The organism is Buttiauxella sp. A111 (assembly GCF_014189855.1).
Taxonomy (GTDB): Bacteria; Pseudomonadota; Gammaproteobacteria; order Enterobacterales; family Enterobacteriaceae; genus Buttiauxella; species Buttiauxella selenatireducens.
In genome coordinates, this window is record NZ_BJFN01000006.1 from 1 (window position 1) to 22,249 (window position 22,249).

The 22,249-nt window shown below is 51.2% G+C and carries 15 protein-coding genes and 1 riboswitch; of the genes, 10 read left to right on the forward strand and 5 right to left on the reverse strand.

Annotation, left to right across the window (positions count from 1 at the left end):
* Window positions 1-332: 332 nt before the first annotated feature.
* The 4 genes from metA (at window position 333) to aceK (ending at window position 6,311) form a co-directional block, all read left to right on the forward strand.
* Window positions 333-1,262 (forward strand): homoserine O-succinyltransferase, encoded by a 930-nt coding sequence (metA, locus tag BSPA111_RS17150; RefSeq protein ID WP_183272369.1) that lies wholly within the window; start codon window positions 333-335, stop codon window positions 1,260-1,262.
* A 258-nt stretch (window positions 1,263-1,520) separates the two neighbouring features.
* Window positions 1,521-3,119, forward strand: a complete 1,599-nt coding sequence (aceB, locus tag BSPA111_RS17155) for a malate synthase A (protein WP_183272370.1) — start codon at window positions 1,521-1,523, stop codon at window positions 3,117-3,119.
* Between the two features lie 33 nt (window positions 3,120-3,152).
* Window positions 3,153-4,460 carry an isocitrate lyase gene (gene aceA, locus BSPA111_RS17160; protein WP_183272371.1) on the forward strand — a complete coding sequence of 436 codons (1,308 nt, stop codon included), beginning with the start codon at window positions 3,153-3,155 and terminating at the stop codon, window positions 4,458-4,460.
* 108 nt (window positions 4,461-4,568) lie between these two features.
* Window positions 4,569-6,311 (forward strand): bifunctional isocitrate dehydrogenase kinase/phosphatase, encoded by a 1,743-nt coding sequence (gene aceK, locus BSPA111_RS17165; protein WP_183272690.1) that lies wholly within the window; start codon window positions 4,569-4,571, stop codon window positions 6,309-6,311.
* Between the two features lie 70 nt (window positions 6,312-6,381).
* Here aceK and iclR read toward each other — a convergent pair whose 3' ends face one another.
* A complete protein-coding gene (gene iclR, locus BSPA111_RS17170) occupies window positions 6,382-7,215 on the reverse strand; it encodes a glyoxylate bypass operon transcriptional repressor IclR (RefSeq protein WP_151994243.1) in 834 nt (277 codons plus the stop codon).
* A 185-nt stretch (window positions 7,216-7,400) separates the two neighbouring features.
* On the opposite strand from iclR, the gene metH reads away from it, so the two are divergent.
* The 4 genes from metH (at window position 7,401) to rluF (ending at window position 14,548) form a co-directional block, all read left to right on the forward strand.
* The gene (gene metH / locus BSPA111_RS17175) at window positions 7,401-11,084 is read left to right on the forward strand and encodes a methionine synthase (protein ID WP_183272372.1); all 3,684 of its coding nucleotides are present in this window, start codon (window positions 7,401-7,403) and stop codon (window positions 11,082-11,084) included.
* A gap of 251 nt (window positions 11,085-11,335) precedes the next feature.
* Complete coding sequence (locus BSPA111_RS17180; RefSeq protein WP_183272373.1) at window positions 11,336-12,964, forward strand: Na/Pi cotransporter family protein; 1,629 nt, start codon at window positions 11,336-11,338, stop codon at window positions 12,962-12,964.
* A gap of 122 nt (window positions 12,965-13,086) precedes the next feature.
* On the forward strand, window positions 13,087-13,488 hold the full coding sequence (locus BSPA111_RS17185; protein ID WP_183272374.1) for a hypothetical protein: 402 nt from the start codon (window positions 13,087-13,089) through the stop codon (window positions 13,486-13,488).
* 187 nt (window positions 13,489-13,675) lie between these two features.
* Window positions 13,676-14,548 carry a 23S rRNA pseudouridine(2604) synthase RluF gene (rluF, locus tag BSPA111_RS17190; RefSeq protein ID WP_183272375.1) on the forward strand — a complete coding sequence of 291 codons (873 nt, stop codon included), beginning with the start codon at window positions 13,676-13,678 and terminating at the stop codon, window positions 14,546-14,548.
* A 1-nt stretch (window position 14,549) separates the two neighbouring features.
* Here the strand turns inward: rluF and BSPA111_RS17195 are convergent, their stop codons facing one another.
* The 4 genes from BSPA111_RS17195 to BSPA111_RS17210 all read right to left on the reverse strand — a co-directional run bounded on the left by BSPA111_RS17195 (window position 14,550) and on the right by BSPA111_RS17210 (window position 19,649).
* Window positions 14,550-14,822 carry a DUF3811 domain-containing protein gene (locus tag BSPA111_RS17195; protein WP_064541291.1) on the reverse strand — a complete coding sequence of 91 codons (273 nt, stop codon included), beginning with the start codon at window positions 14,820-14,822 and terminating at the stop codon, window positions 14,550-14,552.
* A 196-nt stretch (window positions 14,823-15,018) separates the two neighbouring features.
* Window positions 15,019-15,966: a ketopantoate/pantoate/pantothenate transporter PanS gene (gene panS, locus BSPA111_RS17200; protein ID WP_183272376.1), complete on the reverse strand. Its 948-nt coding sequence runs from the start codon at window positions 15,964-15,966 to the stop codon at window positions 15,019-15,021.
* A 92-nt stretch (window positions 15,967-16,058) separates the two neighbouring features.
* A complete protein-coding gene (lysC, locus tag BSPA111_RS17205) occupies window positions 16,059-17,414 on the reverse strand; it encodes a lysine-sensitive aspartokinase 3 (RefSeq protein ID WP_183272377.1) in 1,356 nt (451 codons plus the stop codon).
* A 158-nt stretch (window positions 17,415-17,572) separates the two neighbouring features.
* Window positions 17,573-17,792, reverse strand: a riboswitch (Lysine riboswitch).
* Between the two features lie 51 nt (window positions 17,793-17,843).
* Window positions 17,844-19,649 (reverse strand): sodium:proton antiporter, encoded by a 1,806-nt coding sequence (locus tag BSPA111_RS17210; protein ID WP_183272378.1) that lies wholly within the window; start codon window positions 19,647-19,649, stop codon window positions 17,844-17,846.
* A gap of 210 nt (window positions 19,650-19,859) precedes the next feature.
* Between BSPA111_RS17210 and pgi the strand changes: the two genes are divergently transcribed.
* Together pgi and yjbE are read left to right on the forward strand one after the other, a co-directional pair.
* Window positions 19,860-21,509, forward strand: coding sequence for a glucose-6-phosphate isomerase (gene pgi / locus BSPA111_RS17215; RefSeq protein ID WP_183272379.1), 1,650 nt, complete (start codon window positions 19,860-19,862; stop codon window positions 21,507-21,509).
* A gap of 433 nt (window positions 21,510-21,942) precedes the next feature.
* Complete coding sequence (gene yjbE, locus BSPA111_RS17220; protein ID WP_183272380.1) at window positions 21,943-22,188, forward strand: exopolysaccharide production protein YjbE; 246 nt, start codon at window positions 21,943-21,945, stop codon at window positions 22,186-22,188.
* The last annotated feature ends 61 nt before the right edge of the window (window positions 22,189-22,249 follow it).

Sequence of the window (22,249 nt, forward strand, 5' to 3'; positions counted from 1 at the left end):
GAACTCAGAAGTGAAACGCCGTAGCGCCGATGGTAGTGTGGGGTCTCCCCATGCGAGAGTAGGGAACTGCCAGGCTCCAAATAAGTGGAAAGCCCTGTACTGACGTACAGGGCTTTTTGCTGTCTGCGATTTATGAAATTCAACTCTGCATCCTCATGATAATCCTCTATAAATTATGCTATTACCCAGCGTAATTCACTGAATCAAAAATTCGTTCTTAAGTGAAACATTTTCAACTATCTTATGAATACTCGACATTTGACAAAGGTCGCGTTATCTTCAGCTATCTGGATGTCTAAACGTTTAAACGTATGCTGTGAGGATGTAATTTTATGCCAATTCGGGTACAGGATGAGTTACCAGCCGTCAATTTCCTGCGGGATGAGAATGTCTTTGTCATGACATCATCGCGTGCCAGCAACCAGGAGATCCGTCCGCTAAAGGTACTTATACTTAATCTGATGCCGAAAAAGATTGAGACCGAAAACCAGTTTTTGCGTCTGCTATCTAATTCTCCTCTGCAAGTTGACGTCCAGCTATTGCGCATCGATTCCCGTGAATCTCGTAATACACCGACAGAGCACCTCAATAATTTCTACTGTAATTTCGACGATATTCAGGATGAAAATTTTGATGGGCTGATCGTCACCGGTGCTCCACTTGGCCTGGTTGAATTTAACGATGTCGCCTACTGGCCGCAGATAGAACAAGTGCTTCACTGGGCAAAAGATCACGTTACCTCAACGCTCTTTGTCTGTTGGGCCGTGCAGGCTGCGCTCAATATTCTCTATGGCATCCCTAAACAAACGCGTAAAGAGAAGCTGTCTGGTGTTTATGCGCATAACCTCACTTATCCGCACGCACTGTTAACCCGCGGTTTCGATGATACCTTCCTGGCACCACACTCACGCTATGCCGATTTCCCCGCATCATTGATTCGGGATTACACCGATCTTGAAATTTTGGCTGAATCAGAAGAGGGTGATGCGTACTTATTTGGCAGCAAAGACAAGCGTATTGCCTTTGTTACGGGCCATCCAGAATATGATGCGCATACTCTTTCAGGTGAATATTTCCGTGACGTTGAAGCGGGGCTGAACCCTGATGTGCCGTATAACTATTTCCCTAATAACGATCCGCAGAAAAAACCCCATGCTACATGGCGTAGCCACGGGAATTTACTCTTCACCAATTGGTTGAATTACTATGTCTACCAGATCACTCCGTTCGATCTGCGCCATATGAACCCAACGCTCGACTAAGCGTTTCAGCATCCCGCCAGCTCTAAGATCAAGGCACCTACGGGTGCCTTTTTTATTTTCTAAAAACGCATTCTTTACCTGAATAAATTTTAATCTCATATATATCAATGCGATAAATGATTTTCATTTCAAAAATGGAAATTGTTTTTGATTTTAAAAAATCATGAAGTAGTCTTAATCCTGTTGAGTGAAAACAGGACGCTGGACGGACCAGTTATATTTGGCATTACCGACGGGATAAGACGAGGGGAATATCCAATGACACAACAGACAGTTAGCGAAGAGTTGGCCTTTAGCCAGCCGTTTGGTGAAGCAGAGCGGCAGATCCTGACGCCTGATGCAGTAGAGTTTCTCAGTGAGCTCGTCACCCGCTTTACACCGCAGCGTAATAAGCTGCTGGCGGCACGCACCGTTCAGCAGGCTGAGATTGATGCAGGCAAACTTCCAGATTTCATTTCGGAAACCAGTTCCATTCGTGAATCTGAATGGACTATCCGCGGAATTCCTGCCGATCTCCTCGACCGCCGTGTTGAGATTACCGGGCCAGTCGAGCGCAAAATGGTGATTAACGCGCTGAATGCTAACGTCAAAGTGTTCATGGCAGACTTTGAAGACTCCCTGGCGCCGAGCTGGAACAAGGTTATCGACGGGCAAATCAACCTGCGCGATGCTATCCGTGGGACGATCAGCTGGACCAACGAAGCTGGGAAAATCTACCAGTTGAAGCCTGATCCGGCTGTATTAGTCTGCCGCGTGCGCGGGCTGCATTTACCGGAAAAGCATGTCATCTGGCGTGATGAACCTATTCCTGGCAGCCTGTTTGATTTCGCGCTCTACTTTTTCCACAACGTGGATGCTCTGCTGGCAAAAGGGAGTGGCCCGTATTTCTACCTGCCAAAAACGCAATCCTGGCAGGAAGCGGCCTGGTGGAGCGAAGTGTTCAGCTTTACCGAAGATCATTTCTCCTTACCACGTGGCACCATTAAAGCGACGCTGCTGATTGAAACGCTCCCTGCGGTATTCCAGATGGATGAGATCCTGCATGCGCTGCGCGATCACATCGTCGGCCTGAATTGCGGGCGCTGGGATTACATCTTCAGCTACATCAAGACGCTGAAGAATCATCCGGATCGCGTCTTGCCAGATCGTCAATCTGTCACCATGGACAAACCATTCCTGAATGCATATTCGCGTTTGCTGATTAAAACCTGTCATCGCCGTGGTGCTTTCGCCATGGGGGGCATGGCGGCGTTCATTCCTAGCAAAGATAGCCAGCGTAACGACTGGGTACTCAATAAAGTGAAAGCCGATAAGCAAATGGAAGCGACTAATGGCCACGATGGCACATGGATTGCGCACCCCGGTCTCGCCGACACGGTGATGGAAGTCTTTAGCAAAGTGTTGGGCGACGATAAAAACCAACTGCAGATTTTGCGTGAAGAAGATGCGCCGATCACCGCAGCACAACTGCTGGAACCTTGTCCTGGCGAGCGTACAGAAACAGGGATGCGCGCCAATATCCGCGTTGCAGTGCAATACATCGAAGCCTGGATTTCTGGCAATGGTTGCGTGCCAATTTATGGCTTGATGGAAGATGCCGCCACTGCAGAAATCTCACGCACCTCAATCTGGCAGTGGATCCACCATGAAAAAACGTTGAGTAACGGCGAGACGGTCACTAAGGCGCTGTTCCGCCAAATGCTGGCCGAAGAGATGTTCGTTATTCAGGAGGAGTTAGGGGACAAGCGTTTCAGCCAGGGGCGCTTTGATGAAGCGGCTCGACTGATGGAGCAAATCACCACTTCCGATACGTTAATCGACTTCCTGACACTGCCGGGCTACCGCCTGCTTGCCTGAACCTTACCTAAATAAAAATATGGAGCACCTGCAATGAAAACCTCACGCACTCAACAAATCCAACAATTACAACAAGATTGGACGCAACCACGTTGGGAAGGTATTAAGCGCCCGTATAGCGCAGAAGACGTCATCAAGCTGCGCGGCTCGGTGAATCCAGAATGTACCCTGGCGCAAAACGGTGCGGCCAGAATGTGGCGCTTACTGCACGGTGAATCGAAAAAAGGTTATATCAATAGCCTCGGCGCGTTAACGGGTGGGCAGGCTTTACAGCAGGCGAAAGCGGGCATAGAAGCCATTTATCTTTCAGGATGGCAGGTTGCGGCAGATGCCAACCTGGCCTCCAGCATGTACCCGGATCAATCGCTGTATCCAGCGAACTCCGTTCCAGCAGTGGTAGATCGGATCAACAACACCTTCCGTCGCGCCGATCAAATCCAGTGGGCATCGAACATTGAGCAAGGCGATCCGCGTTATGTTGATTATTACCTGCCGATTGTTGCCGATGCTGAAGCGGGTTTTGGTGGCGTACTGAACGCATTCGAGCTAATGAAATCGATGATACAGGCCGGTGCCGCGGCCGTTCACTTTGAAGACCAACTGGCCTCGGTGAAAAAGTGTGGGCACATGGGTGGCAAAGTACTGGTGCCGACTCAGGAAGCCATTCAGAAATTAGTCGCTGCGCGTCTTGCTGCTGATGTTATGGGCGTGCCAACGCTTGTGATTGCTCGTACTGACGCTGATGCGGCTGATCTCATCACGTCTGATTGTGATGAATACGATCGCGAATTCATCACTGGCGAACGCACGCAAGAAGGGTTCTACCGTACCCGTGCAGGTATCGAACAGGCAATTAGTCGTGGTCTTGCTTACGCACCTTACGCTGATTTGGTGTGGTGTGAGACGTCGAAACCTGACCTTGAGCAGGCCCGTCGTTTTGCTGATGCCATTCACGCTCGTTTCCCTGGAAAACTGCTGGCTTACAACTGTTCCCCATCGTTTAACTGGAAGAAAAACCTGGATGATAAAACCATTGCTTCGTTCCAGGAGGAGCTTTCAGCGATGGGCTACAAGTACCAGTTTATTACGCTGGCGGGCATCCATAGCATGTGGTTCAACATGTTCGACCTGGCTCATGCCTACGCACAAGGTGAGGGAATGAGGCATTACGTTGAGAAAGTGCAACAGCCGGAGTTTGCCGCTGCGCCTGAAGGCTACACTTTCGTTTCCCATCAGCAGGAAGTGGGGACTGGCTATTTCGACCGCGTGACGACGATTATTCAGGGTGGAGCTTCTTCCGTTACCGCACTGACCGGCTCAACGGAAGAAGAGCAGTTTTAAAACCACCCTCATCCCGACCTTCTCCCAATGGGAGAAGGAGAAAACCAGTCCAGTTCCCTCTCCCTTGGGAGAGGGTTAGGGTGAGGGGAAATCATGACGGAGAAGCCCATGACACCCAGGCTTGAGTGGCTAATTGCACACACTATCTTGCAAGGCTTTGATGCGCAGTACGGCCGCTTTCTGGAGATAACTGCCGGAGCGCAGCAGCGCTTTGAGCAAGCAGACTGGCATGCGGTTCAGCGGGCGATGAAAAGCCGCATCCATCTTTATGATCACCACGTTGGCCTGGTGGTTGAGCAATTGCGCTGTATCACGGGGGGCCAGAATACTGACGACGAGTTTTTATTGCGCGTCAAAGCGCAGTACACGCAGTTGTTGCCCGACTACCCCCGTTTTGAAATTGCAGAAAGCTTTTTCAATTCCGTTTATTGTCGCCTCTTCGATCACCGCTCGTTATCTCCCGAGCGGCTTTTTATCTTCAGTTCCCAGGATGAAAAACGCTTTCGTGAGATCCCTCGTCCGCTGTCAAAAACATTTACCCCAGCTTTAGGATGGCAACCTCTTTTACGCACGTTGCTCAGAGACTTGCCCTTACGCCTGCCATGGCAAGATTTAGCGCGGGATGCGGGTTACATCATTGCACATCTGACAGAAACCTTTGGCGAGGATGTTTTACAACATGCTTCCCTCGACATTGCCAACGAACTCTTTTATCGCAATAAAGCTGCCTGGCTGGTAGGCAAGCTGGTCTTACCGACCGGTAAAGTGCCGTTCTTGCTTCCGATTCATCGCACAGATGATGGGTTTTTGGTGATTGATACCTGCCTGACCAGCACCTCCGAGGCGAGTATTGTCTTCGGCTTTGCGCGTTCGTATTTCATGGTTTATGCCCCGCAGCCCGCCGCTTTGGTTGAATGGCTACGAGAGTTATTACCGGGAAAAACGACCGCCGAACTGTACATGGCGATTGGCTGCCAGAAACACGGTAAGACCGAAAGCTATCGAGAGTATTTGACCTATATCTCGGCCACTGACGAACAGTTTATTGAGGCGCCAGGTATCCGTGGCATGGTGATGCTGGTGTTCACGCTTCCGGGTTTTGACCGGGTCTTTAAGGTCATTAAAGACAAGTTTGCGCCACAAAAAGAGGTGACGGCCGAGCGCGTGCGAGAATGCTATCAGCTGGTTAAGGAGCACGATCGCGTGGGTCGCATGGCCGATACGCAAGAGTTTGAAAACTTTGTGCTATCAAAACATCAGATTAGCCAACCGCTGCTGGAGCTGTTGTGCCAGGAGGTTCCGGAAAAATTAACCGATCTGGGCGACCGTATTGCCATCAGCCATCTCTATATTGAACGCAGAATGGTGCCGTTGAATTTGTGGCTGGAACAGGCAGAGGGGCAGCAACTGCGCGACGCCGTTGAGGAATATGGTAACGCCATCCGCCAGCTAGCGGCGGCGAATATTTTCCCCGGTGACATGCTATTTAAAAACTTTGGTGTCACCCGGCATGGCCGCGTCGTGTTCTATGATTACGATGAAATTTGCTACATGACGGAAGTGAACTTTCGTAACGTACCGCCACCGCGTTACCCGGAAGACGAACTCTCCGCTGAGCCGTGGTACAGCGTGGCGACGGGCGATGTTTTCCCGGAAGAGTTTCGTCACTATTTATGTGCCGATCCACGAATTCGTCAGCTTTTTGATGAGATGCACAGTGACCTGTTTCGCGCAGATTATTGGCGTGCGTTGCAGGAGCGTATCCGTAACGGACACGTAGAAGATGTGTTTGCCTATCGCAAACGCCAGCGCTTCTGCCAGCGTTTTTCCTCGTCATTCTTCAAGTCGTAGGGGTGTTGGCTGCACTTGCCGCCTACCTACGACTTGAATTATTTAGAGGAAATATCCAGATAATGGCGGGTTAGCGCCCGCCGCCGTATGCCTGAGTAATCTCTTTTGCCGCTTTGATGACTAACGCGCCTAACTCAGTAACGCGGTCATCCGTCACACGTGAAATTGGACCGGAAATCGAAATCGCGGCAAAGGCTTCATGATGCTCGTCGTATATACACGCGGCGACACAACGCAGGCCCAGCGCATGTTCTTCATCATCAAACGAATAACCACGTTTGCGGGTTTGCGCTAAATCTTCTTTCAGATGCAGCGGAGAAGTGAGGGTCGCTGGGGTGTAACTGTGCAGCCCTTTGCGATGCAGCAAAGTCGCAACTTGATCGTCGCTCAGATTGGCGAGAAATACCTTTCCTGCGCCCGACGCATGCATGGGCAGTTTGCCGCCAATCGGGGCGGACATACGCATCAGTTGGGCACACTGTACTTGGTCGATAATAATCGCCTGGTGATCGCTATGATCCAGCACCGCCAGATTCACCGTTTCGCCGGAGTCTTCCATCAGCTTGCGCAGCATCGGATGCACAATCGCCAGCAGATTACGGCTTTGCAGGAAGCTACTGCCGACGACGAACGCGTGCGCCCCAATCGTCCAGTGCCCTAAATCACCAATCTGGCGAACAAAGCCAAGCTGCTGCATGGTGGTCAACAGACGATGCGTTGTGGAGTTTGGTAAGCCAGCCTGCTGTGCAAGCTCCGTGAGCGCAACGCTCCCATGCGATTCTGCAATCCATTCAAGTAGTTTCAGACCGCGAGTAAGCGACTGAACCTGCCCGGTGGGCTGTGGTGCGGCCACTGTAGCAGCGCGCGGTTTTTTTCCACGTTTGGCGGGAACGGCAGCGACCATGACTGACTCCTGTTTTCGTATCGTGGAAATCATTTTCGTTTTATTTGATGATAATGCAACCTGCATCGGACTCATCGGAGCAGTCAGGTGAACATGTCTCATGTTCCATTCCTTTGCGACTATTACAACTTATGACAGTATGACTTGTTAGGCTGACAGGCTTGGGTAAACAGGTGGGAGTTAGAGTGAACAATAATTTAGAAAAACTGCATCAGCAGTTGCAACAACGCATTTTGGTACTGGATGGTGGTATGGGAACCATGATCCAGAGCTACCGTCTTGACGAGAGCGATTTCCGAGGTGAACGCTTTGCGGACTGGCCGTGTGACCTGAAAGGGAACAATGACTTGCTGGTGCTAAGCAAACCGGAAATCATTGCCGCGATTCACTACGCCTACTTTGAAGCCGGTGCCGACATCGTCGAAACCAACACCTTCAACTCAACGACCATCGCGATGGCGGATTACCAAATGGAATCCCTGTCGGCAGAAATTAACTACGAAGCTGCCAAACTGGCCCGCGCCTGCGCCGACGAATGGACAGCTCGCACGCCTGAAAAACCACGCTATGTGGCCGGTGTTCTCGGACCAACCAACCGTACAGCGTCTATTTCTCCGGACGTCAACGACCCCGCGTTTCGTAACGTCACCTTTGATCAGCTGGTGGATGCTTACCGTGAATCCACCCGTGCGTTGGTGGAAGGCGGGGCAGACCTGATAATGATTGAAACGGTGTTCGATACGTTGAACGCCAAAGCGGCTATTTTTGCTGTTAAAACTGAATTTGAAGCGTTGGGTGTGGATCTGCCAATCATGATCTCCGGCACCATTACCGACGCATCAGGCCGCACGTTGTCCGGGCAAACCACCGAAGCCTTCTACAACTCACTACGCCATGCGGATGCGCTGACCTTTGGCCTGAACTGTGCGCTGGGGCCAGACGAGCTGCGCCAGTACGTCGCAGAACTTTCGCGTATTGCAGAATGCTATGTCACCGCGCACCCGAACGCCGGGCTGCCAAATGCCTTTGGTGAATACGATCTCGACGCGGACGAAATGGCGCGTCAGATTGGCGAGTGGGCGCAGGCCGGTTTCCTGAACATCATCGGTGGCTGTTGTGGCACAACTCCAGCCCACATAGCTGCAATGAGCAAAGCGGTTGAAGGCGTTGCACCGCGTAAACTGCCAGAGCTGCCGGTTGCCTGTCGTTTAGCGGGCCTTGAGCCGCTGAACATTGGTGCGGATAGCCTGTTTGTTAACGTCGGTGAACGTACTAACGTCACCGGTTCCGCCAAATTTAAGCGTCTGATTAAAGAAGAAAAATACAACGAAGCACTGGAAGTGGCACTTCAGCAGGTTGAAAGCGGTGCGCAAATCATCGACATCAACATGGATGAAGGGATGCTCGACGCCGAAGCGGCGATGGTACGTTTCCTGAATCTGATTGCCGGTGAACCGGATATCGCCCGCGTCCCGATCATGATTGATTCCTCGAAATGGGACGTCATCGAAAAAGGCCTGAAGTGTATTCAGGGTAAAGGCATCGTGAACTCAATTTCCATGAAAGAGGGGGTTGAGCCGTTTATTCATCACGCAAAACTGGTACGTCGCTACGGTGCCGCCATGGTGGTGATGGCGTTTGACGAAGTCGGGCAGGCTGACACCCGCGAGCGCAAAATTGAAATCTGCCGCCGCGCCTACAAAATTCTGACTGAAGAAGTCGGCTTCCCGCCGGAAGATATTATTTTCGACCCGAATATCTTTGCCGTCGCAACGGGTATCGAAGAACACAACAACTACGCCCAGGACTTTATCGGCGCGTGCGAAGACATCAAACGCGAACTGCCTCATGCGATGATTTCCGGCGGCGTGTCGAACGTGTCGTTCTCCTTCCGGGGTAACGATCCGGTGCGCGAAGCGATTCACGCCGTGTTCCTGTATTACGCCATCCGTAACGGTATGGACATGGGTATCGTCAACGCCGGGCAACTGGCCATTTACGACGATCTTTCTGATGAACTACGTGATGCCGTTGAAGACGTGATTTTGAACCGTCGCGACGACAGCACTGAGCGTTTGCTGGATCTGGCAGAAAAATATCGGGGTAGCAAAAGCGATGACGGCGCGAATGCCCAGCAAGCCGAATGGCGCAGTTGGGATGTAAAAAAACGCCTCGAATATTCGCTGGTGAAAGGTATCACCGAGTTTATTGAACTTGATACGGAAGAAGCACGCCAGCAATCTGAACGCCCGATTCAGGTCATTGAAGGCCCGTTGATGGACGGCATGAACGTGGTTGGCGACCTGTTTGGCGAAGGGAAGATGTTCCTTCCGCAAGTAGTGAAATCAGCCCGCGTCATGAAACAAGCGGTGGCGTATCTCGAACCGTACATTGAAGCCAGCAAAGAAAAAGGCTCGACCAACGGCAAAATCGTGCTCGCCACGGTGAAAGGCGACGTCCACGACATCGGCAAAAACATCGTCGGCGTGGTGCTGCAATGTAACAACTACGAAATTATAGACCTTGGCGTGATGGTGCCCACCGAGAAAATTTTGAAAACCGCGCGCGAAGTGGGAGCGGATATTATCGGTCTTTCTGGTCTGATTACGCCTTCGCTGGACGAAATGGTGAACGTCGCTAAAGAGATGGAACGCCAGGGCTTTACGCTACCGCTGCTGATTGGCGGGGCGACCACCTCTAAAGCGCACACGGCAGTAAAAATCGAGCAGAACTACAGCGGCCCAACGGTTTATGTGCAAAACGCCTCGCGTACCGTAGGCGTGGTTTCGGCACTGCTTTCGCCGACTCAACACGACGATTTTGTTGCGCGCACCCGCAAAGAATATGTCACCGTGCGCACCCAACATGGCCGTAAAAAACCTCGCACTCCGCCCGTTACGCTTGCCGCCGCACGTGAAAACGATCTGGCATTTGACTGGGAAAACTATACGCCTCCCGTTCCACATCGTCCCGGTGTGCAGGAAGTCACGGCCAGTATTGAAACGCTGCGTAATTATATCGACTGGACGCCGTTCTTTATGACCTGGTCGCTGGCCGGGAAATATCCGCGCATTCTCGAAGATGAAGTGGTGGGCGAAGAAGCGCAGCGCTTGTTTAAAGATGCCAACGATATGCTCGACAAACTCCATGCGGAGAAACTGCTGACGCCGCGTGGCGTGGTAGGGTTATTCCCGGCAAACCGTGTCGATGATGACATCGAAATCTATCGTGATGAATCTCGTACTCGTGTGCAGACTGTCGCGCACCACTTGCGCCAGCAAACCGAAAAAGTCGGTTTTGCTAACTACTGCCTTGCTGATTTTGTAGCCCCGAAACACAGTGGCAAAGCGGATTACATCGGCGCATTTGCGGTAACTGGTGGCATGGAAGAAGACGCGTTGGCAGAGGGTTACGAAGCACAACACGATGATTACAACAAAATCATGGTGAAGGCGCTTGCTGACCGTCTGGCCGAAGCATTTGCTGAATATCTGCATGAGCGCGTGCGCAAAGTTTACTGGGGCTACGCGCCGACAGAAAACCTCAGCAACGAAGATCTTATCCGCGAAAACTATCAGGGGATTCGCCCGGCACCAGGCTATCCGGCCTGCCCGGAGCACACCGAAAAAGCGACCATCTGGGAACTGCTGGATGTAGAAAACGTCGTCGGAATGAAACTTACCGAATCCTACGCCATGTGGCCGGGTGCGTCGGTTTCCGGTTGGTACTTCAGCCATCCAGACAGCAAATACTACGCCGTAGCGCAGATTCAACGCGATCAGGTGGAAGATTATGCGCGTCGCAAAGGGATGTCAGTGACCGATGTGGAACGCTGGTTAGCACCGAATTTGGGCTACGACGCGGACTGATCCGCCTCGACCTGGTTTACTTGCCATTTTGAACCTGGGCAGTGCTCGCCCCCGTCACGTACTACGTGTACGCTCCGGGGGCTGTGCGCTGTCCGAGTTCAAACTGGCTGCGACACCGACGGTCGAAAATTAAGATCCTCAGTATTTGCCGCTCTGCTCAACGTTTACGCCTGATAACATTCGCTTACCTTCAAACGCGATATACTCTCAAAATAAGGCGTTTCTAATAATTACAATACTCTGGAGAAAGTGTGCTAACTCTTCTGCATCTGCTCTCTGCGATTGCTTTACTGGTATGGGGCACGCACATTGTGCGTACCGGTATCATGCGCGTATACGGCGCAAATCTCCGTAACGTGCTTAGCCGCAGTGTTGAAAAAAAACCGTTTGCCTTCTGCGCCGGTATTGGCGTCACCGCATTGGTCCAAAGTAGTAATGCGACCACGATGTTGGTGGCTTCGTTTGTTGCGCAGGATTTGGTGGCGCTGACGCCTGCTTTGGTGATTGTGCTGGGAGCCGATGTCGGTACCGCATTGATGTCGCGAATTCTGACATTTGATCTCTCCTGGCTATCACCGTTACTCATCTTCCTTGGCGTGATTTTCTTTCTGGGGCGCAAACAAACAAGAGCAGGGCAACTGGGGCGTGTCAGCATTGGGTTAGGGCTGATTCTGATGGCACTGGAGCTGATTGTTATTGCAACGGCTCCTATCACGATGGCTCCAGCCATAAAGGATATTTTCACCTCGCTGACTGGCGATATCATGCTGAACGCCATTATTGGTGCACTTTTTGCCATTATCAGCTACTCCAGTCTTGCCGCCGTATTGCTCACCGCAACTCTCACCGCGTCCGGCGCTATTTCGCTTGATGTAGGGCTATGCCTTGTCATCGGTGCCAATCTTGGCTCTGGTCTGTTGGCCATGATTAATAACAGCGCGTCTAATGCGGCCGCTCGTCGCGTTGCGCTGGGCAGCCTGTTATTTAAGCTGGTGGGGAGTTTAATTGTGCTGCCCTTTGTGCATATTCTCGCTGATAAAATGCACAAACTGCCGCTTCCTGCCTCTGAACTGGTTATCTATTTCCACGTCTTCTACAACCTGATTCGCTGCCTGGCGATGGTGCCATTTGCCGGCCCAATGGCGAATTTCTGCCGAAAAGTGATTAGCGAAGAGCCCGAAATCGATGCGCGCATGAAACCCAAACATCTCGACCCTACTGCCATCGATACCCCGGCGCTTGGGCTATCCAACGCAGCGCGTGAGACCTTACGCATGGGGGACGTGCTCGAGCAAATGCTCGAAACCTGGAGCAAGGTGATGCACGGTGAACCGCGCCAGGAAAAAGAGCTGCGTAAGCTCGCTGATGATGTTGATGTGCTGTACACCGCCATCAAACTGTATATGGCACAGATGCAAAAAGAGGAGCTGGCGGAAGTCGAGTCGCGTCGATGGGCGGAAATTATTGAGATGTCGCTAAACCTCGAGCAGGCGGCGGATATTCTCGAACGTATGGGGAGTGAAGTCGCAGATAAATCGTTGGCCGCGCGTCGGGCGTTCTCGCCTGATGGCCTGAAGGAACTGGATATTCTGCTTGAGCAACTCACCAGCAACCTGAAACTCAGCTTATCCGTGTTCTTCTCAGCGGATGTAAACAGCGCACGCCGTTTACGCCGTAATAAACATCGCTTCCGTATTCTGAATCGTCGTTTCTCACATGCGCACGTTGATCGCCTGCATCAACAAAACGTGCAGAGTATCGAAACCAGCTCGCTGCACCTCGGTTTGCTCGGGGACATGAAGCGTCTGAACTCGTTATTCTGCGCCGTCGCGTACAGTGTGCTCGAGCAACCTGACGATGATGAACGCGACGAATATTAACCAACAAAGCACATTCTGAAATGAAGGTGCTTTGCTATTTATTGCCTGTTTTTTCTTCGGGTTGGTCACCACGCCGTTTATACTCCTGTCGCTTAACTTCATAAAACCAAAGGGATTCGACAGTGAATTTAAAAAAATTATTGGCAGGGGTACTTTGTGTTGCTGCATTGGCGGGATGCTCGGCACTTGACCGTACAGAACCCGTGCGCACACCACGCACGATTATTACCCAACATGTGACCACTGAGCAGGTCAAGGATGCGATTATTAATGCCGGGCAAGGGCGTGACTGGGTCATGTCCGTGGTAGGTCCAGGTGTGATTAATGCGACACAAAATATTCGTAAGCACAGCGTCACTGTCCGCATTAACTACAGCGAAAGGGATTACTCCATTAATTATGTCAGCAGCGTTAATTTGCTGGCATCAGGCGGTGAAATACACCGTTCATATAACCATTGGGTGAATAATCTGGATAAAGATATCCAGAAAAAATTAGCGGTGATTGCTGCGACACCTAAGTAGAGCCACAACTCTGGGCAATGAACGTCGTGTTTGTTGCCCGAACTTTTGACTTTCAGTTCTGACACCTACTGTTCCCCAGCCTCATTTTTTCGCTCTGCGAGATCCCTCGAGATAAATAGACAAAGTGCGCGCTGCCTGTTCGCATCGCTCCTCAGGTAGGGTATATTCCAGGTTTTACGGAGGAACCATGCTGCCCAACTCATCAACACGTCTGAACAAATACATTAGCGAGAGCGGTATCTGCTCCCGCCGTGACGCCGACCGTTACATCGAACAGGGAAATGTTTTTATCAACGGCAAACGCGCCGCGATTGGCGATCAGGTATTTGCCGGAGATGTGGTGAAGGTCAACGGCCAGTTAATAGAACCCCGTGATGAAGACGATCTGGTTCTTATCGCGCTAAACAAGCCTGTGGGTATCGTGAGTACCACCGAAGATGGCGAAAAGGACAACATTGTCGATTTCGTTAACCACAGCAAACGCGTTTTCCCTATTGGGCGTTTAGACAAAGATTCCCAGGGGCTGATTTTCCTCACCAACCATGGCGATCTGGTGAATAAAATCCTGCGCGCCGGGAACGACCATGAAAAAGAGTATGTCGTCACGGTCAATAAACCGGTCACTGACGAATTTATTCGTGGCATGGGCGCAGGCGTTCCGATGTTGGGAACGGTAACCAAAAAATGCAAAGTGAAGAAAGAAGCGCCGTTCGTGTTTCGCATCACCCTGGTTCAAGGCCTTAACCGCCAGATTCGCCGTATGTGCGAACACTTTGGTTATGAAGTGACGAAGCTGGAACGTACTCGCATTATGAACGTCAGCATGAAAGGGCTGCCGCTGGGTGAATGGCGTGATTTAACTGACGATGAGTTGGTTGAATTGTTTAAGCTGATTGAGAATTCTTCTTCAGAGGCGAAGCCTGCGAAAAAACCAAAGGCTAAACCCGCCGTTGCAAAAAAACCGGTAAGTGCGGGGCCAAAGAGCAGCGCGAAAACCCCGGCAGAGCTTGCTTCACGCAAACGCTTTGCCCAGCCAGGGCGTAAAAAGAAAGGGCGCTAGATTAGCGCTTTCCGCGTGAATGGCTGTTGGCAGACCAGGAATAGGTTGCAGAGGTATCTGGTTTTGCAGCTTTTTGCTTTTTGATCTGGCGAACTTTTTTAGCCGCCTGTTCACGCGCTTCCATTAATTGGTCGATATAGGTTTTTTTAACGTGGTTGATTTCTGAGTTTGTCAGGGGACGACCATGGGCGATGCGTGCGCGGTCTAGCCGCGTTTTCAGTTCGCGCTGCTCGGCTTCGGTCATATCTTGTTGTGTCAGTCTTGATGTGGACATTGTTGCGGCCTCTTAAGAAGTGACCTCCAGTGTAAAGCAAACTGCTCGCCGGCTCAGTAAAAATCAGCTTCTGGTCGCAAAGTTCCCCTAAAATGTTGGTAAAAACGCTGAGTTGTATTGGCAGATTTGCCGATGTTTTGTTGAGTTAAAAGCAAAAAGCCCGGTTTCCCGAGCTTTTTGCTTAATCAGCGGTAAATCACGCGCGGCGTTTTTTCAAACGCTTGCCTTCGTTTTCATCAATCGGTTTGCCAGACCAGTAACCCGCCAGAATCGAGCCGGACAGGTTATGCCATACCGAGAACAGTGCGCCAGGCAGTGCCGCTAACGGAGAGAAGTAGATCTTGCCGAGCGTGGCAGCAAGGCCTGAGTTCTGCATACCCACTTCGATTGCCAGTGTGCGACAAGTGGACTCATCAAAACCAAACAGCTTCCCGCCCCAATATCCGCTCAGTAACCCAATACCGTTATGCAGAATGACCGCAATGATGACCATCAGCCCAACCGATGCGATATGCGAAGCCGAACCGGCCACCACAGCGCTGATAATCGCCAGAATGCAGAGCATCGAAAATGCCGGCAGATAGGGCTCTACACGCTTTACAAGGCGCGGGAATAGGTGGTGCACAATCAAACCGAGGCCAATTGGAATCACCACGATTTGCAGGATGCTCAGAAGCATACCCATCACATCCACTTTGATATCCGCATCGACATACAAACGCGTCAACAATGGCGTGGCAAAAACCCCAACCAGCGTGGAAACAGAAGAAATGGTCACCGAGAGTGCCACGTCGCCTTTTGCCAGATAAATCATCACGTTTGACGCCGTACCGCTTGCCACGCTGCCTACCAGCACCATGCCAGCGGAAAGGTCAGGAGGCATATGGAACAGTTTCGCCAGCACCCAGGCTGCCAGCGGCATGATGAGATAATGCAGAAACGTCCCCGCCGCGACAGGAGCCGGGCGTGATAGCACCCGTTTAAAGTCATCTATCCGGAGATGCACGCCCATCCCAAACATAATCAGCATCAAAAGGGTGCTAACCCACGGGCCAATGGGGGTGAACGTGCCGGGAGTATAATAGGCGAGTACAGACAGCAGTACCGCCCACAGCGGAAACAGCCGGGTGAATACAGCGAGCATATTGAGATCCTTGCAAGTGTTGTGTTGTTTTATGGTTATAAAAATGCCGGGATCGAGCCCGGCATTTGGTATTCATTGCATGAGATTAAAACTTATTCAAACAAATTATGATGAAGTTTTTGCACCACTTGTTCAACGTCATCGCCAGGTACCAGGAAGCACAGGTTATAGCTGGATGCGCCGTAGCAAATCATGCGAATGTTGAATGGTTCGAGTACGCCGAAGACCTCTTTGCCCACGCCACACGCTTTGGACAGGTTGTTACCGATGATCGCGACCAGGGCGAGGTTTTCTTCCACTTCCACACGGCATAGCGAGGAAAGCTCAGTCAGCAGTGAGGTAGTCAGCAGGCTTTCATCCGTTGACGTAGAACCCGTGGTATCCAGTGTCAGCGCGATGCTGACTTCGGACGTAGTAATCAAGTCTACGGAAATATTGTGATGCGCCAGAATATTGAACACTTCCGCGAGGAAACCGTGAGCATGCAGCATGCTCAAGCTGTTCAGTGTCACCAGCGTTTGTTTACGACGGACGGCCAGAGCACGGAATAATGGCGGATTGTCGGTTTGGTTGCAGACCAGCGTTCCGCCTGCTTTTGGATCTTTGCTTGAACCCACAAACACCGGAATATCACAACGAACCGCAGGCAGTAATGTCGCCGGGTGCAGGACTTTAGCACCGAATGTCGCCATTTCAGCGGCTTCTTCAAACGCGATTCTGTCGATACGTTTTGCTGCTGGCACCATGCGCGGGTCGGTGGTGTAAATGCCCGGGACGTCGGTCCAGATATCAACACGGATGGCTTTCAGCGCTTCACCCAACAATGCCGCAGTATAGTCGCTGCCGCCACGGCCAAGCGTGGTGGTGCGGCCTTTGGCTTCGCTTCCGATAAAACCTTGAGTGATCACCAGGGATTGCGCCAGACGCGGTTGAAGCTGCTGGCTTGCCAGCTCTGCTAATGTCGCCACATCAGGCTCAGCACGGCCAAAACGGTCATTGGTGCGCATGATTTTACGGATATCGAACCATTGCGCATCGACTTTGCGCTCACGCAGGATCTCGACAAACAGCAGTGTCGACATTAATTCGCCGTGGCTGACCAATTCGTCAGTTAACGCAGCAGACGTCGCCAGAGATGCCGCTTCAGCAAGCGTGGTGATATTTTCAAGCAGGCGTTCAATTTCTTCGCGGATGATCTGCGGATTCGCCAAACGCTCGACGATGTCATATTGAATTTTGCGAATAGCATCGAGCTTAACGAAACGCTGCGTCGCTTCCAGGCCTTGCGCCAGCGCAACCAGTAAATTGGTAATACCCGCAGAAGCGGACAGTACCACTACGCGAACGTTTTCATCGGCCAGCACAACATCAGCGCTGCGATTCATTGCGTCGTAATCAGCAACGCTGGTGCCGCCAAATTTGGCGATAACGGTTTGTGGGTAAGACATTACAACCTCGTGTCAGGGACCAATCCGTCATTCTTCAGGCCGCATGATTGTAGGATGCGCTCGAATAATTCCGGGGTAATAGCAGTAAATTTTCAGCCTTGGCACAAGGGGGGAGCGGGAAAGGGGCAGACGTAGAAAAGAAAACCTGAACTACGGATACACCCAGAAGCGCCCCACCTTGTCTACCCAGAGTGTGTGCTATCCGGGTATAAGCATCCAACTGCCGAATGCTTCGGTGACAACCCAAGGGATTCAGCCCTTGTAGTCGATAACATACGCTGCCATACGCACATTATCTCGGCGCCGCTCCCCCTCCTGTGTCGTCTGCGGATTGGCTCCTCAGACACGATACCTGGGCGACGCGCCTCTTCTGGCTTACTCACAAGTGAGCAAGTAGCCGTATAGAAATAAAAGGTAACGCGACAGATGTCAACGCCTGGAAGATGCAGAGTTTTCATTCTGCACCAGTGCAATCAGGGTGCAGGGTAAGGTCGGAGGAGTGCGTCCATTTATCGCGGTAGTTTTTCCTTCTTCCAGACGTGAAAATAGTGGCACTACGCCGCGATTTTTCTCCAAATAATCCAGCCAACCAAAATTTTCATTTAGTCGCGTCGCTTTGATGGTTGCACCTTTGGCCAACTGACTACTCAAACTGCTCCAGGTGACATCTTCAGGAAAAAGTTTTTCATGACGGCGAAAACGAGCACTTTCGTTGCTGGTTCGACCTTTTAATGCGGAACCTGAGCGGATAGAAAAAACTTTTTCACTGCCGAAAATGTGGCTGAAATGATAAACCGCCAGTGCGTTTTGATGGCGATTGGGCGAAAGTGCCAGCACTTGTGCAATATTGCTTAAATCGAGGTAGTTTTCTGCATGTTCAGACCAGGCGTTACCGTAATAGGCCGGTAATCCCTCCATGCGCGCCAGACGATAATATTCCCAACTGTTATCGGTGAGCAGCACCGGTACATTTTGTTTTACCAGCGCATGAGCCAGCGTACGCGCCACCGTGTTAGCGCCAATAATGAGTACGCCGCGGGGCTTGCGCTGTTGCACCCCCAACCACCGGGCAAGCGGGCCACTGGTCAGGCTTTGCAGGACGACAGTACCAATGATGATGGCAAACACCACACTCACCAGTTTATCCGCACCTTCGTAGCCATTTTTTTGCAATGTCAGGGCGAACAATGAACTGACCGCCGCAGCGACAATACCGCGTGGAGAAATCCAGCTCAGCAGCAATTTGTCCCGCCAGGTTAGCGTCGAACCGAAGGTTGAAATCGCAATGCATAACGGACGGGCGACGAACTGAATCACCAGCAGCAACGCTATCAGCGGCCAGCCCATCGCAATCACGCCATAGATATCTAATCGCGCAGCCAGAATAATAAATAGCGCCGAGATAAGAATAGCGGAGAGCTCCTCTTTGAAAGCGACGATATCGCTGACGTCAACATCGCGCATATTCGCCAGCCAAATACCCAGAACCGTCACTGCCAACAACCCAGACTCATCGGCCAGCGAGTTAGAGAGGCCGAATGTCAGTAATACCACCGCCAGCACCGCAAAGTTTTGCAGATAGCCCGGAAACCAAACGCGCTTTAACGCTGTCCCAAGCAGCCAGCCAAACAGCCCGCCGCAGGCTAAGCCGACCACGACGGTTTGCGCGAAGGTTATCAGCAGGTGCAAATTCGAGCCCGCGTCATGGCGCAGGGTAATAAATTCGAATACCAACAGGGTGAAAATCGCGCCTACCGGGTCGATGACAATCCCTTCCCAGCGCAATACCTGATTAATCGCCGCATTGGGACGTACCACGCGCATAAGTGGGGCGATAACGGTCGGGCCGGTAACAACCGTCACTGCGCCCACTAATGCCGCCAGCGCAGGATCTAAACCCAGAAGACCCCAACAGGCGAGGCTGATGACGGCAAAGGTCGCCAACATGCCGATACTGACCAGGTTACGCACAACCCCACCCAGCCCACGAATCTCATCAATACGCAGCGTCAACGCGCCTTCGAACAAGATAATGGCAACCGATAAGGAAACAATCGGAAAGAGCAGCTCGCCAAACAGAAGGTCGGGATTGAGCACATGGGTAAACGGGCCAAGAATCAAGCCGAATAACAACAAAGGCAAAATGGCTGGAAGCCGAATCGCCCACGCCAGCCATTGCGCGGCCAGTGAGCTGATGGTGATAATCACCAATAAAATGGGAACGGATAGTTCCATAAACTTTTACCTTACCGGGTTTACGAGGCCATACTGTTTTTCTCAGTGTAGACGGGCTCTCCATGGGCGGAAAACGGCCCGACGATTTATTCGCTGGCACATAATCTGAAACGGTATTCCCTGAGCAAGGGGAGAAAAATCATCACAAATCCCGTTTTGTGGATATACAATTGACCGCAGTCACAGTTCTCAAATCAAAAGGGTATCGCTATGAAGAATATCAACCCAACGCAGACCGCTGCATGGCAGGCTTTGCAAGCGCATTTTGACGAAATGAAAGATGTCACTATCGCTGAGCTTTTTGCGCAGGATGCCGACCGTTTTGCTAAGTTCTCCGCCACTTTCGATGATTTAATGCTGGTGGATTATTCAAAAAACCGCATCACGGAAGAAACCCTGTCTAAGCTGCAGGCGCTGGCGAAAGAGACGGATTTGCAGGGCGCAATCAAGTCCATGTTCTCTGGTGAGAAAATTAACCGTACTGAAGACCGTGCTGTTCTGCATGTTGCACTGCGTAACCGCAGCAACACGCCAATTATCGTTGATGGCAAAGATGTGATGCCGGAAGTGAACGCCGTGCTTGAGAAGATGAAAACCTTCTCTGAAAGCATTATCAGCGGTAACTGGAAAGGCTACACCGGCAAAGCGATCACTGATGTTGTGAATATCGGTATCGGCGGTTCAGACCTTGGCCCATTCATGGTGACTGAAGCGCTGCGTCCTTACAAAAACCACCTCAACATGCACTTTGTGTCCAACGTTGATGGTACGCATATCGCTGAAGTGCTGAAGAATGTTGACCCAGAAACCACGCTGTTCCTGGTGGCGTCTAAAACCTTCACCACTCAAGAAACCATGACTAACGCCCACAGCGCGCGCGACTGGTTCCTGGCAACCGCTGGCGATGACAAGCACGTGGCGAAACACTTTGCTGCACTGTCTACCAACGCGAAAGCCGTCGGTGAGTTCGGTATTGATACTGCCAACATGTTTGAGTTCTGGGACTGGGTCGGTGGCCGTTACTCCCTGTGGTCAGCCATTGGCTTGTCCATCATCTTGTCTGTTGGTTACGAAAACTTCGTGGAATTGCTAAGCGGTGCTCACGCAATGGACCAGCATTTCGCGAATACACCAGCAGAACAGAACCTACCAGTGCTGCTGGCGCTGATCGGTATCTGGTATAACAATTTCTTCGGTGCTGAAACCGAAGCGATTCTGCCATACGACCAGTATATGCACCGTTTTGCCGCTTACTTCCAGCAGGGCAACATGGAATCCAACGGTAAGTATGTTGACCGTAACGGCAATGCTGTGGATTACCAGACTGGCCCAATCATCTGGGGCGAGCCTGGCACCAACGGTCAGCACGCGTTCTACCAGCTGATTCACCAGGGCACCAAAATGGTTCCTTGCGATTTCATCGCCCCAGCAACCAGCCACAACCCGCTTTCTGATCACCATCCTAAACTGCTGTCTAACTTCTTTGCACAGACAGAAGCACTGGCGTTCGGTAAAGCTCGTGAAGTGGTTGAGCAAGAATACGCAGCGCAGGGTCTTGACCCTAAAACGCTGGATCACGTTGTGCCGTTTAAAGTCTTCGAAGGCAACCGCCCAACCAACTCCATCCTGCTGCGTGAAATCACTCCGTTCAGCCTTGGTGCACTGATTGCGCTCTATGAGCACAAGATCTTCACTCAGGGTGCAATTCTGAACATCTTCACCTTCGATCAGTGGGGCGTTGAATTAGGTAAGCAACTGGCGAACCGTATTCTTCCAGAGCTGGGCGATGATAAAGCGATTAATAGCCACGATAGCTCCACCAACGGCCTGATTAACCGTTACAAATCCTGGCGCGGATAATACCGGTCATACTTCAAGTTGTGGTGGTGTTGGCTGCAACTCGAATTATTTAGGGTATAGGAATCGTAGTTAAATATAAGCCGACATTATGTCGGCTTATTCATGTAGGACATTATAAGATTAATCCCCTTGCTGAATAACATCCCCGATACACCTCCGTGAGGTTAATCCTAAAAATGAATATACGCTGATGATGCAGCGGGATTATTTTCGGATTAATTGGATGTCTATATCACCTGAATGTATTTTAATTTATTGTTTTTAATGAATTAAATTTAAATTAAGTAAGCCTGAATATATTCTATTTCCCTTTTTCTTAAAGCGTCTTTCATATTTTCCCTTTCGGCCTGTCATTATTCCTTGTTGTGTATACTCCAAAACGCCTGAAATTCTTTTGGGCACATCTCCATTCATTCAATGAAGGGAAATTGTTATGAAGAAAGTTCTTTATGGCGCTTTGGCCATATTCACGCTGGCAGCGTCAGGTGTTTCGATTGCAGATCCGATATCAGTGGGTGAAGCAGCCGGCGCACAAGCGACTTCTGTGTCCGCAGGCAGTTCTACTGCGACCAGCGCCAGCACTGTCGGGTCGGCAGTGGGTGTCGCACTTGCTGCAACCGGTGGTGGCGACGGTTCCAACACTGGAACGACAACCACGACGACGACCAGCACCCGGTAATTTCAAGGGTGATTTAATCCTAACCACACTTCGGTGTGGTTATTTATTGATCTTAGGGAAA